The organism is Marinifilum fragile JCM 15579 (genome assembly GCF_001310955.1).
GTDB classification, from domain to species: Bacteria; Bacteroidota; Bacteroidia; order Bacteroidales; family Marinifilaceae; genus Marinifilum; species Marinifilum fragile.
Map to the genome: position 1 here is coordinate 95,822 of NZ_BAZX01000011.1, position 17,763 is coordinate 113,584.

The window sequence follows — 17,763 nt, forward strand, 5'->3', positions numbered from 1 at the left end:
ACGTATTTGCTTTACTAACCTAAGGAAATCTAACTTAATTGAAAAAACTATTAAAATATAGCCTAAGTCTCTGTTTGGTAATATTTTGTTTTGTAATAAAGAGTAATCAACCAGTTAATGCATATCAGGTTGATTCTGAATTTTGTGCATTTCAACAGCAAGACACAATCCTGCGTTCAGGAAATAAAAATAAAAGGATTATAAATTCAAGATCACCTTTTATTAAGGATAATCCAAACGCAAAGAATGATTCTCTTCGTTATCCGTTTGATGATGAAAATGATAATCTTGAATATGATTCGCAACTGCAATCGCCATTGTATTTAAAGGATCCGAATAACATTAAAACTTCTATCAAGTACGATCCTGAAACTGGCAATTACATTTTGGTAAAAACCATTGGTGATATGAATTACCGTCGTGCAATTACCATGACAGCCGAAGAATATGAACAATATGTTGCAGAAAATTCCATTCGCGATTATTGGATGCAAAGAAGCAGAAACGAAGGTGCAGGAGGGAATAATGAATTGGTTCCTGATATGAATTTTGGTGGACAGTTTATTGATAAGATTTTCGGAAGCAATACAATAAAAATTAAACCTCAAGGATCGGCAGAGTTAACGTTTGGAATCAGTACTACCAATGTTGAAAATCCAACTTTACCGGAAAATTTGAGAAAGACAACCAGTTTTGACTTTGATGAAAAAATCCAAATGAACGTTACAGGTACAGTTGGAGAGAAGTTAAAGATGGATGTGAACTACAACACTGAGGCTACTTTTGATTTCGAAAACCAGATGCGTTTGGAATATACTGGTGATGAAGACGAAATTATCAAAAAGGTAGAAGCAGGTAATGTTTCCATGCCTATTTCAAATACATTGATTACAGGTGGTCAGAATTTATTTGGAGTAAAAACTCAAATGCAATTTGGAAAATTAGGCGTTACTTCTGTTTTTTCTCAACAAAAAGGTGAAACTGCTGTTGTTAATCTGGAAAATGGTGCGCAAAAAAATGAGTTTGAGATCTCAGTTGATCAATACGAAGCGAACCGTCACTTTTTCTTGTCAAAGTATTTTTACGATACCTACAATAAAGCATTGGAGAATTTACCTGTTATCAATTCGGCAGTGTCGATTAATAAGGTTGAAGTGTGGGTAACCAATAAAAGTTCTAATTTTCAGGATTCTAGAAATGTTGTTGCTTTTGTGGATATTGGTGAAAGTGCTGCAAATATTAGCAACACACTCTTTTCCCAAACAGGAACAGGAGTTTTACCAGATAACGACCTAAATAATGCATATCAGCAAATGACTGAGACCTACTCTGGCATTAGAGATATCAATCAGGTAACAGGAACGCTGGGACCTTTGGCACCTGGATTTACAAATGGTACAGACTATGAGAAAATAGAAAATGCGCGTAAACTTTCGCCTTCGGAATATACAATTAATGAGAAGTTGGGGTATATATCGCTAAACCAAGCTCTAAATGCTGATGAAATTTTGGCAGTTGCTTATGAATATACCCACCGAGGACAAGTTTACCGGGTTGGTGAATTTACCGCAGACGGAGTTAGTGCTCCGCAAACTTTGGTAATGAAACTTTTGAAAGGGACCAACCTTAGTCCTAATATGCCAACTTGGAAGCTGATGATGAAGAATATCTATAACATTGGCGCTTACCAGGTGAATCAGGAAGATTTTGTTTTGAACATCATGTTTCAGAACGATCAGGCAGGAACAAAAGTGAATTATTTGCCCGAAGGAGATATCAAAAATGAGATTTTGCTGAAAGTTATGAATTTGGACAGGTTGAATTCCCAACTAGACCCTGGTTCTGATGGGATGTTCGATTATATTAATGGTATTACTATTTACAGTAATAATGGTAGAGTTATATTTCCAATTATTGAACCATTTGGATCTTATTTAAGAGAGAAGATTGGGAATGATGCTATTGCAGATAAATATGTGTTTGAAGACCTGTATAAATTAACACAAAATGAAGCCCAGCAGATAGCAGAAAAGAATAAATACTCTTTAAAGGGTAGTTACAAATCGTCCTCGAGTTCTGAAATTTCATTGAATGCATTAAATGTTCAACCAGGATCGGTAAGGGTAAAGGCAGGTGGAAGAGAACTAATTGAAAATATTGATTATACAGTTGATTATACCTTAGGTCGAGTAAAAATTATCAACCAAAGTTTATTGGAGTCAAACACTCCAATTAGTATAGAATCGGAAAACAATTCACTGTTTAATATTCAAACCAAAACACTTCTTGGTGTTCAAATGGATTATCAGGTCAATGATAATTTTAATCTTGGAGCCACGGTAATGCACTTGTCCGAACAGCCTTTAACTCAGAAGGTGAATATTGGTGATGAACCAATATCAAATACCATTTGGGGATTAAATGGAAGTTATCAAACAGAATCGATGTTTTTAACCAGAATGATTGATAAGCTTCCATTTATTGAGACAAAAGAACCATCGAAAATCTCGGTTGAAGGTGAATTTGCACAATTAAGACCAGGACACAACAAATCAATTGGTAGTTCAGGTACTGCATACATTGATGATTTTGAAGGAACTCAGACTTCTATAGATATGAAGAGCTTGAGTTCTTGGGTATTGGCCAGTACACCGCAAAACAATGAGGAGCTTTTCAAAGAAGGAAATTTAAATCAAGATTTGGCATATGGATTTAACCGTGCAAAATTGGCATGGTATATTATTGACCCCTTATTTTTAAGAAATAATTCGGCTACACCGGGACACATAAAGGCGGATAAAGAACAGCAATCGAATCACTTTGTTCGTGAGATTTTCGAAGAAGAAATTTGGCCGAATAAAGAAAGAGCATCTGGTGTACCAACCAATATATCGGTGCTAAACCTTGCTTATTACCCTGATGAAAAAGGACCATATAACTACGATGTAGATGGACAAGCTGGAATTTCACAGGGGATGAATCCGGATGGAACATTGAGAGAGCCGGAAACTCGTTGGGGTGGTATCATGAGAAGAATAGAAACCAATGATTTTGAAGCTGCAAATATTGCATACATTGAGTTTTGGATGATGGATCCATTCGTGTATGATGAGACACATAAAGGAGGAGATTTGTATTTTAACCTGGGTAATGTTTCAGAGGATATTTTACGTGACTCAAGAAAATCATTCGAGAATGGATTACCTACAGATGAAAATGTTACCTTGGTTGATACTACAGTTTGGGGACGTGTTCCAAAAATCCAATCATTGGTAAATGCGTTTGACAACAATACGGAATCAAGAAAATATCAGGATGTTGGTTTGGATGGAATGAATACAGAGGACGAGGTAAGTTTCTTTCAGGATTACATTCAGGCCATTAGTTTATCAGCCAATTTAGGAACTGGTTCAGGTGCTTACAACAACGCAATAAATGACCCATCGAGTGATGATTATCATTACTTCCGAGGAAGTGATTATGATGCTGATAAAGTTGGGATTTTGGAAAGATACAAGAGATATAACGGACCGGAAGGAAATTCACCTACAGCAGAATTGTCAGCTGAACCATATCCAACATCAGCAACTACACTTCCTGATGTTGAGGATATCAATCATGATAATACTTTGAGTGAAACCGAAGCTTACTATCAGTACCGTGTACATCTTGCGCCAACAGAAATGGAAGTTGGAAAGAATTTTATTACAGATAAAATTACCAGTACCGTTGATTTAGCAAATGGAACACAAGGAACTGTTGACTGGTATCAGTTTAAGATACCTGTTAATAAGGTAGAAGGAACATTTGGTAATATCTCTGACTTTACCTCGATTCGTTTTATGAGGATGTTTTTGAGGGGGTTTGAAGAAGATGTAATCTTGCGTTTTGCAACTTTGGATTTGGTTCGTGATGATTGGAGAAAGTATGAGCAGGCTTTAAACGAAGATAAAGATGATGCTGTAGTTTCGGATGCTAACTTTGATATTACTGCAATTAATATTGAAGAGAATGCCTCGAAAGAACCGGTAAATTATGTGCTTCCTCCAGGAATAGATAGAGTTGTAGATCCTAGTAATCCGCAACTAATACAGCTGAATGAGCAAGCCATACTATTAAAAGTTACTGACCTTGAGAATGGAAAAGGAAAAGGAGCTTACAAAACACTTAGTATGGATGTTCGTAAATATGGAAAGCTAAAAATGGATGTTCATGCCGAAGAAATTAGTGGTTTGCCTCTAAGGGATAATGAACTTACAGCCTTTATCCGATTGGGATCAGATTATCAGGATAACTACTATGAATATGAAATTCCTCTGAAATTAACTGCTCCGGGAGTGTATAATGGGGATAGTGAAAATGATAGGTTAGTAGTTTGGCCGGATGAGAATAGGTTTGACTTTAAATTAAGGTTATTCCAAACCATTAAGCAAATACGTAATGATGCTATGAGGTCAGCGGGTTCAAGCGTTGATTACCTTACTGTTTATGACGCTGCTGTAAATGATTTATCCAGCGATAATGATCCTACAAAGGAAGGACATAGAGTTCGAATTAAAGGTAATCCGAATCTTGCCAATGTGAGAACCATAATGATAGGGATTAAAAACCCACTTGAAGATATCACAGGAAATGATGATACTCAGCCAAAATCAGTTGAAGTCTGGATGAATGAATTGCGTCTGACTGATTTTAATGAAGATGGAGGTTGGGCTGCAAATTTGAGATTAACCACCAAGTTGGCTGACTTGGGTACGGTAACATGGTCTGGAAGTCAAATTACTTCTGGTTTTGGAGGGATAGAAGATGGCGTTAATGAGCGTTATAAGGATGATATTTTCCAATATGATTTTTCTGCGAGTTTAGAATTAGGAAAGTTCTTTCCAGAAAAGTCTGGAGTGCGAATTCCAATGTACTATGCAATTTCCGAAGAAACAGTTAGTCCAGAGTATAATCCATTAGATCCGGATATTCCTTTGGATGTAGCATTAGAGAATGCCGATTCAAAATCTGAAAGAGACTCTATCAAGCATATTTCGCAGGAGTATACCAAGCGTAAAAGTTTTAACCTTACCAATGTTCGAATCGAAAAGAAGGAAGGTAAAGCGAAATTACTAGATGTTTCGAATTTGTCGATGACCTACTCATATAATGAAACTTATTCGCGAGATGTGAATACGGTTCGAGATTTGGAGAAAAATTATCGAGGTGTACTTAGCTATAATTATACTGAGCGTCCGAAAATAGTTCAGCCTTTTAAAAAGGTAAAAGCTTTCCAGAAGCCTATGTTTAGGTTGTTGAAAGATTTTAACTTTTACTATTTGCCAACTCAATTGTCTTTCCGTTCAGATATACAACGTTACTATCATGAAATAGAAAAACGAAATATTGAAGAGCCAGGATTAATGATTGATCCATCATACGATAAAGATTTTATTTGGTACAGATATTATGACTTTAAATACAACCTAACGAAAGGTTTAAAGTTTGATTTTTCTGCAACAAATACTTCACGTATCGATGAACCAGATGGAATGGTTGACAAGCACAGAGATCGTGATGCTTATGAAGTTTGGAAAGATTCGATTTGGAATAACTTAATGGATGGTGGGCGAAATATTAAATATCACCATAAGTTTAATGTGACTTATACGGTACCGATTAATAAGATTCCTTTGTTCAACTGGACTTCACTTAATGCACGTTATTCTGGAGCTTACGATTGGAATGCAGGAGCAATTACAGCTGATACAATTGAATTGGGTAATACCGTTCGAAATTCGAATAATATTCAACTGAATGGTCAATTAAAAATGACCAGTTTGTATGATAAAGTTGGCATTTTAAAGAACATCAATCGTAAATACAATTCAAATCGCAAGTATAAAAAGAAGACAAAATCATATAAGAAAGTTAATTACGAAGGCAAAGTTGATGAATTGAAAGCAGGAGAAGCTGTATCCATTTATCACAAATTAATGACAGAGGATATTACTGTTAGAGCCTATGACAAGTTAGGAAAAGAGATAAAAGTTAAGGTGAAACCTGTAACTGGAAATCGTGCCAAAATAACAGCATCTCGTAATGTTAAGGATGTAAGGGTCCGTGTTACAGGAAAAGTTTCTGAGAAAGATAACGTATTTACTGTTATTGGAGAAAACTTCCTGAGAACTTTAATGAGTGTTAGAAATATCAGTGTCAACTATTCTGAAATTAACTCTACAACTCTACCTGGATATTTGCCACAAACAAATTACTTTGGTGGGGAATCATATAATGGTACAAAAGCACCAGGATTTAGTTTCTTAACAGGTCAGCAGGATAAAAACTTTGCACGTAAAGCTGCTGATAAAGGTTGGATTACAAAAGATCCAACAATGAATGATCCATATGTGATGAGTCATACTCAAAATTTTTCAATTCGCAGTACGATTGAACCTTTTAAAGGATTTAAAATTGATCTTACTGCCAATAGAAATTATTCAAGAAATAGAAGCGAGTATTATATCTACGACGAGGAAACCGATAGGTTTAACAATAAGAATCTTGTAAAATCAGGGAACTTTAGCATGAGTTTCTTAAGTTTAAAATCGGCATTTTTTACCATAGGCAATACAGGTGATTATTCATCAGAGTATTTCAATAAATTCTTGGAAAATCGCAAGCTTGAATCTTTAAGGTTAGCTCAGCAGCGTTATGGCGCATCATATCAGGATGAAGAAATTAAGGATGCTAATGATGAAGGAACAGGATTTTACAAAGGATTTACTGCAACTTCTCAGGAAGTGCTAATTCCTGCTTTCCTTAAAGCCTATGGAAATGCAGGAAGTGGATTTAACAAATTGTTCCCAGGTATTGCGAAAATGAAACCAAACTGGAGAGTTTCATTTGAAGGTTTGTCTAAAATTCCATTTATCAGACGTTATTTCAAATCCATTAACTTAAGTCATGCATACACATCAACTTATGATGTAGGTTCCTATACAACAAACTTAGCTGCAGAAGTTGATGAAGATGGATTTCTTGAAATCAATAAGATCTCAGGTAATTTTTACAATTTGTACGATGTAAATTCAATATCGATAAACGAGCAATTTAATCCATTGATTAATGTTGACATGATCTGGAAAAACAATTTCTCAACTAGTTTTGAAATTAAACGTACCCGAAATTTAATTTTAAGTCTTTCGAACACTCAGCTAACCGAAGTAGCTTCAAACGAGTTAATTTTTGGGATGGGATATCGATTTGATAATTTCGGAATGATTATTGGATCTGGTTCTCGTCAGAAGAAATACAATTCAGACTTGAATTTAAGAGCAGATTTATCGGTTCGTAAAAACAGTACCATTATCCGAAAAATTGTTGATGAAGTAGATCAGTTAACTTCTGGTCAGAAGGTGGTTACATTAAAGTTTAGTGCAGATTATGTTTTGAGTAATCGTTTTAACTTGCGTTTGTATTACGATAGAATTGTGAATACTCCATATGTATCACTTTCTTATCCTACAACAACAACAGAATTTGGTGCGAGTATAAGATTTACATTAGCGAATTAATAAAGTGTTTAAGAGCAGTTAAAAGGCAAGAATATATTTTTAGAAGAATTAATATTAAATAGGTTTATTGTATGATATTGATCTAGAAGTTGATAAAACTCATATAATCATTAATACAATTACTCAATTGGGGGTATTTTATTATTGAAAAAAAACTGTAAATTTGAAGCAGTTTATAAACCTCTTTTAAAACAACATACTATCATGAATGTACCAGAAAATTTGAAGTACACTAAAGATCACGAGTGGTTACGTGTAGAAGGCGAAGAAGCTTTTATTGGTGTTACTGATTTCGCTCAGGGAGAACTAGGAGACATCGTTTTTGTTGAAGTAGAAACTGAAGGCGAAGAATTAGATAAGGAAGAAGTATTCGGAACCATCGAAGCTGTAAAAACTGTATCTGACATGTTTATGCCAGTTGCTGGTGAAGTATTGGAATTCAACGAGAAGTTGGAAGATGCTCCAGATCTAATCAACTCTGATCCTTATGGTGAAGGTTGGATCATCAAAATCAAATTAGATGATGCTACTGAGCTTGAAGAATTACTTTCTGCTGAAGCTTACAAAGAATTACTATAAGAGTATTCTGAAAATATAGAGAAACCCTCGCACAATTTGTGTGAGGGTTTTTTGTTTATTAAAAGTTGAAGGAAGCTCCGATTATTAAGAGAAACTTTTTGTCATGAAATGAGTCGTTAAATTCAGGCTGAATGTTGACTCCATTTGTAAAGCCATACTTAAAAAACTCCTTGGCTGAATCTTTCCCGAACATAAGAAAATGATTTTGTCGGACAAGAGGTAAGGTTTCCCATATTGAAATCTGACATTACTGGATGGTCAGGAAGGACTGAAGGATTGTACGGAGCACATAAAACATTCTTGATTAAAAGAAATGTTCCTGCTAAAACCTTTAAGGTGTCCTGTGTGTCGCTTATAATATTTAAATAATCAATTATACGACTCACTTGCTTTTCCCATGAATAAGAATTGATCATTTCCTTGGAACAAAAAAAGCAGCCCATATGGACTGCTTTTAAATATAATTGAATTGTTATTTACAATTTCTTTTGTATTTCTACTTCCTCGAATGCTTCTACCATATCGCCAACTTTGATATCGTTGTACTTGTCGATATTCAGACCACATTCGTAACCTTTTAGAACTTCTTTTGCATCGTCTTTGAAACGCTTCAATGAACCAAGTTCTCCAGTGTAGATTACAATACCGTCGCGGATCAGGCGGATTTTAGAGCTACGCTTGATCTTACCATCACGAACGATACATCCGGCAATGGTACCAACCTTAGAGATTTTGAATGTTTCAAGAACCTCAACAGTTGCCACAATTTCTTCCTTGATTTCAGGAGAAAGCATACCTTCCATGGCTGATTTCAACTCTTCGATTGCATCGTAGATGATTGAGTACAGACGAATGTCGATTTCTTCTTTCTCTGCCAATCTACGTGCTCCAACTGAAGGACGTACCTGGAAACCTACAATAATTGCGTTCGAAGCAGTTGCAAGCATCACATCCGATTCTGAAATCTGACCAACCGCCTTGTGAATTACATTCACCTGAATTTCTTCAGTAGAAAGTTTAATTAATGAGTCAGAAAGTGCTTCGATAGATCCATCCACATCACCTTTCACAATTACATTTAACTCCTGGAAGTTTCCGATTGCGATACGACGACCAATCTCGTCAAGAGTAATGTGCTTCTGAGTACGAAGTCCTTGTTCACGCTGTAACTGCTCACGTTTGTTGGCAATGTTGCGAGCTTCCTTCTCACTTTCCATCACGTTGAAGTTGTCACCAGCCTGTGGTGCACCATTTAAACCAAGAATCAATGCTGGTTCAGATGGACCAACTGTGTCGATCCTGTTGCCACGTTCATTGAACATTGCTTTTACGTGACCAGTGTAGCTACCTGCAAGTAATACATCACCTACTTTCAAAGTACCTGCTTGTACTAATAAAGTAGTAACGTAACCACGACCCTTATCAAGCGATGATTCAATTACTGAACCAACCGCACGTTTATTTGGATTTGCTTTGGCTTCTAACAATTCAGCTTCAAGCAATACTTTTTCCAGTAAGTCTTCGATATTGATACCGTTCTTCGCTGAAATTTCCTGACACTGATATTTACCACCCCAGTCTTCAACCAAGTAGTTCATGTTAGCCAATTCACCTTTGATTCTCTCAGGATCAGCTCCAGGTTTATCAATTTTGTTGATAGCAAATACGATTGGTACACCTGCTGCACTTGCGTGATTGATTGCCTCAATTGTCTGTGGCATTACGTTATCATCGGCAGCAACAATAATAATTGCAATATCGGTTACTTGAGCACCACGAGCACGCATCGCTGTAAAGGCTTCGTGACCTGGAGTATCAAGGAAAGTAATTTTTCTTCCATCATCCAATGCTACATTGTATGCTCCAATGTGCTGAGTAATACCTCCGGCCTCACCGGCAATTACGTTTGCATTACGGATGTAGTCCAAAAGAGAAGTTTTACCGTGGTCAACGTGACCCATTACCGTAACAATCGGTGGACGTTCAACCAAATCTTCGTCTTTGTCTTCTTCCTCTTCGATGGCTTCCTGTAATTCAACACTTACAAATTCAGCTTTATATCCGAATTCATCAGCAACAATGGCAATGGTTTCAGCATCCAATCGTTGGTTGATCGATACAAATAAACCAAGTCCCATACAAGTTGCAATAATGTTGGTTACCGGAACCTCCATCATTGTTGCCAATTCGTTAACAGTAACGAACTCGGTCAACTTCAATACGTTCTTTTCTGCTGCAGCTTGTTCAGCCAATTCAGCTTGCTTAGCACTTGCCAATTCTCTTTTTTCACGACGGTGTTTCGAACCTTTCGACTTACCACCTTTCGAAGTTAATCTTGCAAGTGTATCTTTAATTTGCTTTTGTACATCTTCTTCGCTAACCTCTTTCTTAACTGCTTTTTTCTTTTTCAGTTTTTTGAACTTGTTAGCTTGAGCACCTTGCTGTTTTCCTTGTGGTCTACTACCTTGCTGACCGCCTTGTTGTTTTCCTTGTTGAGCACCTTGCTGTCTTCCTTGTTGTCCAGCTTGCTGATTACCAACATTAACTTTTTCGCTATCCTTTTTAATTCTTTTGCGTTTTTTGCGTTGTTGGAGACCTTGTTTGTCTTTGTTGGTAGACTTCTTCTCAACAGGTAATTCAATTTTACCAATAACCGTAGGACCAGAAAGTTTCTGAGTAGAAGATTTAAATATTTCTTCTTTTTCTACTGGTTTTTCTTGAGCTGGTGACTCAGGAGTTTGTTCGTTAGCAGGTTGCTTTTGTTGAGGAGCTGACTTTTGCTTTTCTCTTCTCTCCACTTCTTTCTCCGCTTTTGTCTTTTTAGCAGGTCTTGTTTTCTGATTTAAAGAATCTAAATCAATTTTCCCTACTACTTTAAGCTCTTCCTTATTTTCTTGTTTTTCGGTTTGAGCTGCTTCCTCTTTTTTAGGGCTTTCCATTTTAACAGTTTGAGCATCTTTAGCAGGCGTAGCCGGCTCTGATGGTTTTTCAGTTACTTCTTTTTTAACGGTCTGAGGTTTTTCCTCAACCTTAGGAACTTCTGCTTTAGCAGGTTTCTCTTCAGGTTTCGAAGGAGCTTCGCTTTCTACTTTTTCTTGTTTTGCTTTAGGTTTTAACGCATCTAAATCGATTTTACCTACAACTTTAACAGGATTTTTTGCCGGAGCTTCTTCTTCAATTTTTTCAACAGTTGCTTCTTTTGTACCTTCTTCCGATTTCGGATCAATAGAAACAGTTTCTTTCTTTTCTCGGGTACTTTTCAAATTTACTTTCTCTGATTCTTTCTTAAGATTTAAATCAGAGCTATACTCTTTTGCCAAAATATCATATGCATCATCTGAAACTTTGGTGTTAGGATTAGAATCAATCTCAATACCTTTTTTGTTCAGAAAATCAACAATGGTAGATATTCCAACATTGAATTCTCTTGCTAGTTTACTAAGTCTTTTATTTTGATTGACTTTTGCCATATTTTGAAGTTAACTGTTAAAATGTGCCGTTTTCAATAATTTGTGAGGAACTGTTCTTAAAAAATCTTACTATTCAAATTCGGATCTAAAAATATCTAAAATTTCGTTAATAGTCTCTATTTCAAGGTCAGTTCTTTTCTCTAGTTCTTCAGCTGATAGTTCCAATACGCTTCTTGCAGTATCACAACCAATTTTCTTTAACTCATCGATAACCCATGCTTCGATTTCGTCAGTAAATTCTGAAAGATTTACATCTTCCTCAGCTTCTTCTTCTGTTTTCTCACGATATACATCAATCTCGTATCCGGTTAATTGGCTAGCAAGTTTAATATTTAAACCACCTTTACCAATTGCCAATGATACTTCTTCTGGATTCAAATAAACATCTGCGCGAGCATCTTCTTCGTTAATTTGGATAGAAGATATTTTTGCAGGGTTAAGAGCTCTTGTGATATACAATTGTTTATTGGCAGTGAAGTTAATCACGTCAATATTCTCGTTTCTTAATTCACGAACAATACCATGAATTCTTGAACCTTTCATACCAACACAGGCTCCAACTGGATCAATTCTTTCGTCATACGATTCAACAGCAACTTTTGCTCTTTCACCAGGTATGCGAACGATTTTCTTGATGGTAATCAATCCATCAAAAATTTCAGGAACCTCAAGCTCAAATAATCTTTCAAGGAATACCGGAGAAGTTCTAGAAATAATAATAAGTGGGCTGTTGTTTTTAACCTCTACACGAATAACAACAGCTCTGATAGACTCTCCTTTGCGGAAATAGTCAGAAGGGATTTGTTCTGTTTTAGGAAGAATCAATTCATTTCCTTCATCATCCAAAATCAAAATTTCCTTTTTCCAGATTTGGTAAACTTCACCAGTTACAATTTCACCAATTTTATCCTTATAGTTATTAAAGATATTATCTTTCTCTAATTCTAAAATTCTTGCAGAAAGGTTCTGACGCAATGTTAAAATAGAACGTCTACCAAAGTCAAGGAATTTAACCTCGTCGGTTACCTCTTCCCCAAGTTCATAATCTTCATCAATCTTCTTAGCTTCCGAAAGAGAAATCTGAAGATTTGAATCTTCTACTTCTCCATCCGCAACTACTTCACGGTTTCTCCAGATTTCAAGGTCACCTTTGTCTGGGTTGATAATAATATCGAAATTTTCATCTGTACCATAGTTTTTTAAAAGAAGATTTCTAAATACATCTTCCAAAACACTCATCATGGTAGCACGATCGATGTTTTTCAATTCTTTAAATTCTGAAAAAGTCTCAATAAGATTCATGTTATTCAGCTGTTTACTTGTTAAAAAGTAATGATATCTTTTGTTGATTTAATTTGATCAAAAGCAAAATTGAGGGTATTAACAACAATTTGTTTCTTCTTTTTACCTTCAACTTTCACCTTCTCTTCAACTTCAATTTCTATCTCGTTTTCACCTACGGTGATTAAATTTCCTTTGTATTTTACACCTTCGGTGGTAAGTACTTCAACTTCTTTCCCAATGTTTTTGTGGTATTGTTGAATTACTTGAAAGGGTTGACCAATTCCTGCTGAAGCTACTTGAAGTTCAAAGTCTTCAACATCGCGGTCAAAGTTCTTTTCGATTGCACGACTTAACTCAATACAGGTGCTAATAGGTACACCGTCCATGCTATCAATCATTACTGAAATTGCATTACTTGTAGAAACAGTAACCTCCACAACAAACAAATCTGTGTTGGCAATTTCTTTCTCAACAATTTCAAGTACAATTTTTTTATCAATCATATATCGGTTAATGTCAATAAAATAGGGGACTTCCTGCCCCCTAAAGTACACGTTATTCTTACTTTTCGATGCAAAATTAGAGATAAATGTTTTAAAAAACAAATGGCATACCCCTAAATTATTGTATTCTAACTGCTAAAGAAAATTTTTTTTGATATTTATTCAACAAATTTTCAAAAAATAAGATCTAAAATAATGGATAATAAACAGTCCGTTAAATAATTATCAAATTGCTCTCATAAATTCTCACAGAATTTTAAAATGAATGATTTTTGATGAAATTTTTAGGAGTAGGCATTTATAATGGGTTTTTATACATTTGTTTACAACTAATATTCATTTGTTTATGCCAGAACAATTTACTCTAAAGAAAAAAATTGTAAATGACCCAGTACATGGTTTTATTCATATTCCTTCAGGGATTTCGAATGAATTGGTGGAGCACCATTATTTTCAGCGACTGAGAAGAATAAAACAATTGGGTTTAACTTATTTGGTTTTTCCCGGAGCTTTTCAAAATCGTTTTCAACATGCATTGGGAGCTACCCATTTAATGGGGATGGCCATTGAGGTATTGCGATCAAAAGGCAATGAGATTACAGATAAAGAAGCAGAAGCAGTTCACGCTGCTATTCTTTTACACGATATTGGTCACGGTCCTTTTTCGCATGCTTTAGAATACAGTATAGTAAATGGGATAACCCATGAAAAACTTTCGGAATTGTTTATGAGCCGCTTAAATAAACAGTTTGAGGGGGAATTGGATACAGCAATTAAGATTTTTAAAAATGAGTATCCCAAAAAGTTTTTAAATCAGTTGGTTTCGAGCCAGCTTGATATGGATCGACTGGATTATTTAAGGCGTGATAGCTTCTTTTCTGGCGTTACTGAAGGAGTTGTTGGATCGGCCAGAATTATTAAGATGTTAGACGTTCGAAATGATAATTTGGTAGTAGAGGAGAAGGGAATTTATTCTATTGAGAAGTTTTTAATTGCTAGACGTTTGATGTATTGGCAGGTTTATTTGCACAAAACAGTGATTGCTGCAGAAGAGATGTTGGTGTACATCTTAAAACGTGCAAAATATTTAGCCGAACGAGGCGAGGAATTGTTTGCTACCCCAGCATTACGATATTTTCTTTATAACAAAATAGGAATTGAAGCCTTTGAAAGTGAAGATGCTTTGCTTGATGGAAAAAATGCATTGGATATTTTTGCAGCCTTGGATGATGATGATATCATGGTTTCAATAAAAGTATGGTCGAATCATTCGGATAAGGTTCTTGCGTATTTGTGTAAATGTATACGAGATCGTCAATTGTTTAAAATTGAAATACAGAAAACTCCGTTTTCAGATGAGTATATCAATAAGGTAAGGTCAGGCATTAAAGAATATTTTGGTTGCTCAGAACATGCTCTTGATTTTATTGTGATTAATGGAATGATTAGTAATAATGCTTATACATCCGATGATCACATAAACATCCTTCATAAAGATGGCTCGGTATGCGACATTGCCGAAGCATCGGATATGATGAATATTGATGTGCTTTCGAAAACGGTAAAAAAATTCTACCTGTGTTACCCAAAGATTAATATTGAAACACTAAAAAGTTTAGGCGATTAAATTACAATTGTATAAGGCTTTGTAATGTTTAATTTGCGTTCTGTAAGCATCAAATAATCAGCTATAAATGAATTTATAATGTGGTCTGAAAAGTAAAAAAATTTTATGTGCATGAAATAATTGTTAGATTTGCAGAAATTTTTTTCGTATTAATCAGATATATTGGACGATGTGTGCTCAGTGAAAAAACGAGTTTTTATACTATTTAAAAAGCTTGTTATCTGATATAAAACCAGAACAAATGAATTTTACAGCTCAAGATATTGCAGAGTTTCTACAAGGTGAAGTTGATGGAGATGGATCAGTTGCCGTAAACAATGTATCCCGTATTGAGGAAGGCAAGCCAGGGACTCTTTCTTTTTTGGCAAATCCCAAGTATGAACACCATATTTACACCACAAACTCTTCTATTGTTTTAGTAAACAAGAATTTTAAAGCAGCTAAAGAAGTGAAAGCTACTTTAATTCGTGTGGAAGATGCATACCAGGCTTTGGCCCAGTTGTTGGAAATGTATGAGCAGAGTAAACCGCAAAAAGTAGGCATTGAAGAACCTTCTTTTGTAAGTAAATCTGCTACAATAGGAGAAAAAATTTATGTTGGTGCATTTGCTTACATTGGTAGCAATGTAAAAATTGGTGATAACGTAAAAATCTATCCGCACACATATATAGGTGATAATGTAATTATTGGTGACAATACCATTCTTAACTCAGGAGTTAAGGTGTATGAAAACTGTAAAATTGGAAATTCCTGTATCGTTCATTCAGGTTCGGTAATTGGAGCCGACGGTTTCGGTTTTGCACCATCTTCAGCGAATGATTACAAGAAAGTTCCACAGGTTGGTAATGTGATTTTAGAAGACCATGTTGAGATTGGGGCTAACACTTGTGTTGACCGTGCAACCATGGGATCAACCATTATCCGTAAAGGAGTGAAGTTGGATAACCTGATTCAGGTTGCTCATAATGTTGAGATTGGTGAAAATACTGTAATTGCATCGCAAACAGGTATTGCAGGAAGTTCTAAGGTTGGCGAACATTGTATGTTTGGTGGTCAGGTTGGAATTGCGGGTCACTTGTCGATTGCTGACGAAGTGAAGATTGCTGCACAATCGGGTATTGGACGAAATATTAAGAAAAAAGGAGAGGTTCTTCAAGGATCGCCTGCTTTTGAATTCGGACCATATCAAAAATCATATGTGCTATTTAAAAATCTGCCAAAAATGAGAGAGCAGATTATGGATTTGGAGAAGCAAGTAAAGAAGCTGGAAGAGGAAAAATAGGGAGATTCCATTTTCCGGAAACAGAAAAAATATTGAAAGTTTATGGCTGATAAGCAGAGAACATTAGCAAAAGAATTTACTTTAACAGGAAAAGGACTGCACACTGGATTGGAAGTATCAATCAAGTTTGTGCCTGCTGCTGAAAATCATGGATACAAGTTTAAGAGAGTTGACCTTGAAGGGGAGCCTGTAATTGAAGCCAGCGCAGAATATGTGGGGGATACATCAAGAGGAACTGTTCTTGAAAAAGGAGAATGCAAAGTACAAACCATCGAACATGCTTTATCGGCATTGTATGGAATGGGGGTTGACAACTGTATGATTGAGATGAATTCTCCAGAGCCTCCAATTTTAGATGGAAGTGCAAAGTTCTATGTAGAAGGAATTGAAAGCGTAGGAATTGTTGAGCAGGATGCGAAGCGTGAATACTATGTTGTTAAAGAACCAATTGTTTACAAGGATGAAGCTCGTGGGTCGGAATTAACAATTCTTCCAGATAGTGAATATAGTGTAGATACTATGATTTCATTTGACTCGAAAGTGTTGAGTAATCAATACGCACGATTAACATCATTGAAAGATTATAAAGATGAAATTTCGATGTGTCGTACTTTTGTTTTTGTGCGAGAATTGGAATTTTTATTGAATAACAATTTGGTTAAAGGAGGAGATCTTGATAACGCAATTGTTATTATGGACCAAATGATGGAACAAAAAGAGTTGGATCGTATTGCCGATCTATTTGACCATCAGCGTGTAGAGGTGAAGGAAGGGATTTTAAGTAATCTGGAGCTTTACTTCCATAATGAATGTGCTCGACACAAACTATTAGACGTGATTGGTGACCTTGCTTTGTGTGGTAAGTTCATCAAAGGAAAAGTAATTGCTTCCTGTCCAGGTCACGGCCCAAATACTCAAATGGCAAAATTATTAATCAAACGAATAAAAAAAGAAATGGGAAAAGATTCAGTTCCGGCTTATGATCCAAACAAACAGCCTGTTTTAGACATTAATGGGGTAATGAAATTGTTGCCTCACCGTCCTCCATTCTTGTTGGTTGATAAAATTATCGACATACAGGATGATACTATTGTTGGTGTAAAGAATGTTTCTATGAACGAACCTTTCTTTGTAGGACACTTCCCAGGAGAACCAGTAATGCCAGGTGTTCTTATGGTAGAAGCTATGGCGCAATGTGGTGGTATTCTGGTATTAAGTCAGGTAGAAGATCCTGAAAATTACTCTACTTACTTCTTAACTCAGAACAACATCAAGTTTAGAAAAAAAGTGGTTCCTGGAGATACCCTGATTTTTAAATTGCAATTTTTATCACCAATTCGTAGGGGAGTTGCTAACATGCGCGGTTTAGCATTTGTTGGCGATACTGTTGTTGCTGAAGGTGAGTTTATGGCTCAAATCGCAAAGAATAAATAAAATTTAACTACTACAAGGCAAACTT

9 protein-coding genes are annotated in these 17,763 nt (G+C 35.7%); 5 read left to right on the forward strand and 4 right to left on the reverse strand.

The annotated features are described in order from the left end of the window. Window positions 1-38: 38 nt before the first annotated feature. Both sov and gcvH read left to right on the forward strand, forming a co-directional pair. The gene (gene sov / locus JCM15579_RS10240; RefSeq protein WP_083464630.1) at window positions 39-7,559 is read left to right on the forward strand and encodes a T9SS outer membrane translocon Sov/SprA; all 7,521 of its coding nucleotides are present in this window, start codon (window positions 39-41) and stop codon (window positions 7,557-7,559) included. A gap of 204 nt (window positions 7,560-7,763) precedes the next feature. Then, window positions 7,764-8,138 carry a glycine cleavage system protein GcvH gene (gene gcvH / locus JCM15579_RS10245; RefSeq protein WP_054719555.1) on the forward strand — a complete coding sequence of 125 codons (375 nt, stop codon included), beginning with the start codon at window positions 7,764-7,766 and terminating at the stop codon, window positions 8,136-8,138. A 158-nt stretch (window positions 8,139-8,296) separates the two neighbouring features. Here gcvH and JCM15579_RS10250 read toward each other — a convergent pair whose 3' ends face one another. From JCM15579_RS10250 to rimP, 4 genes are all read right to left on the reverse strand, one after another. Continuing rightward, window positions 8,297-8,581: a hypothetical protein gene (locus JCM15579_RS10250; RefSeq protein WP_054719557.1), complete on the reverse strand. Its 285-nt coding sequence runs from the start codon at window positions 8,579-8,581 to the stop codon at window positions 8,297-8,299. 33 nt (window positions 8,582-8,614) lie between these two features. Continuing rightward, the gene (infB, locus tag JCM15579_RS10255) at window positions 8,615-11,608 is read right to left on the reverse strand and encodes a translation initiation factor IF-2 (protein WP_054719560.1); all 2,994 of its coding nucleotides are present in this window, start codon (window positions 11,606-11,608) and stop codon (window positions 8,615-8,617) included. A gap of 69 nt (window positions 11,609-11,677) precedes the next feature. Then, complete coding sequence (nusA, locus tag JCM15579_RS10260; RefSeq protein ID WP_218186129.1) at window positions 11,678-12,910, reverse strand: transcription termination factor NusA; 1,233 nt, start codon at window positions 12,908-12,910, stop codon at window positions 11,678-11,680. 20 nt (window positions 12,911-12,930) lie between these two features. Beyond that, the gene (gene rimP / locus JCM15579_RS10265) at window positions 12,931-13,395 is read right to left on the reverse strand and encodes a ribosome assembly cofactor RimP (RefSeq protein ID WP_054719565.1); all 465 of its coding nucleotides are present in this window, start codon (window positions 13,393-13,395) and stop codon (window positions 12,931-12,933) included. A 346-nt stretch (window positions 13,396-13,741) separates the two neighbouring features. Between rimP and JCM15579_RS10270 the strand changes: the two genes are divergently transcribed. The 3 genes from JCM15579_RS10270 to JCM15579_RS10280 all read left to right on the forward strand — a co-directional run bounded on the left by JCM15579_RS10270 (window position 13,742) and on the right by JCM15579_RS10280 (window position 17,738). After that, a complete protein-coding gene (locus JCM15579_RS10270; RefSeq protein WP_054719568.1) occupies window positions 13,742-15,022 on the forward strand; it encodes an HD domain-containing protein in 1,281 nt (426 codons plus the stop codon). Window positions 15,023-15,263: 241 nt separating this feature from the next. Continuing rightward, entirely contained in the window at window positions 15,264-16,304 is a 1,041-nt protein-coding gene (gene lpxD / locus JCM15579_RS10275) for a UDP-3-O-(3-hydroxymyristoyl)glucosamine N-acyltransferase (protein WP_054719574.1), read from the forward strand. 42 nt (window positions 16,305-16,346) lie between these two features. Continuing rightward, window positions 16,347-17,738, forward strand: coding sequence for a bifunctional UDP-3-O-[3-hydroxymyristoyl] N-acetylglucosamine deacetylase/3-hydroxyacyl-ACP dehydratase (locus JCM15579_RS10280; RefSeq protein WP_054719576.1), 1,392 nt, complete (start codon window positions 16,347-16,349; stop codon window positions 17,736-17,738). The last annotated feature ends 25 nt before the right edge of the window (window positions 17,739-17,763 follow it).

Coding starts and splice junctions, on each gene's coding strand:
- gcvH (WP_054719555.1), top strand. CDS start 7,764: ATGAATGTACCAGAAAATTTGAAGTACACTAAAGATCACGAGTGGTTA.
- JCM15579_RS10250 (WP_054719557.1), bottom strand. CDS start 8,581: ATGGGCTGCTTTTTTTGTTCCAAGGAAATGATCAATTCTTATTCATGG.
- infB (WP_054719560.1), bottom strand. CDS start 11,608: ATGGCAAAAGTCAATCAAAATAAAAGACTTAGTAAACTAGCAAGAGAA.
- nusA (WP_218186129.1), bottom strand. CDS start 12,910: ATGAATCTTATTGAGACTTTTTCAGAATTTAAAGAATTGAAAAACATC.
- rimP (WP_054719565.1), bottom strand. CDS start 13,395: ATGATTGATAAAAAAATTGTACTTGAAATTGTTGAGAAAGAAATTGCC.
- JCM15579_RS10270 (WP_054719568.1), top strand. CDS start 13,742: ATGCCAGAACAATTTACTCTAAAGAAAAAAATTGTAAATGACCCAGTA.
- lpxD (WP_054719574.1), top strand. CDS start 15,264: ATGAATTTTACAGCTCAAGATATTGCAGAGTTTCTACAAGGTGAAGTT.
- JCM15579_RS10280 (WP_054719576.1), top strand. CDS start 16,347: ATGGCTGATAAGCAGAGAACATTAGCAAAAGAATTTACTTTAACAGGA.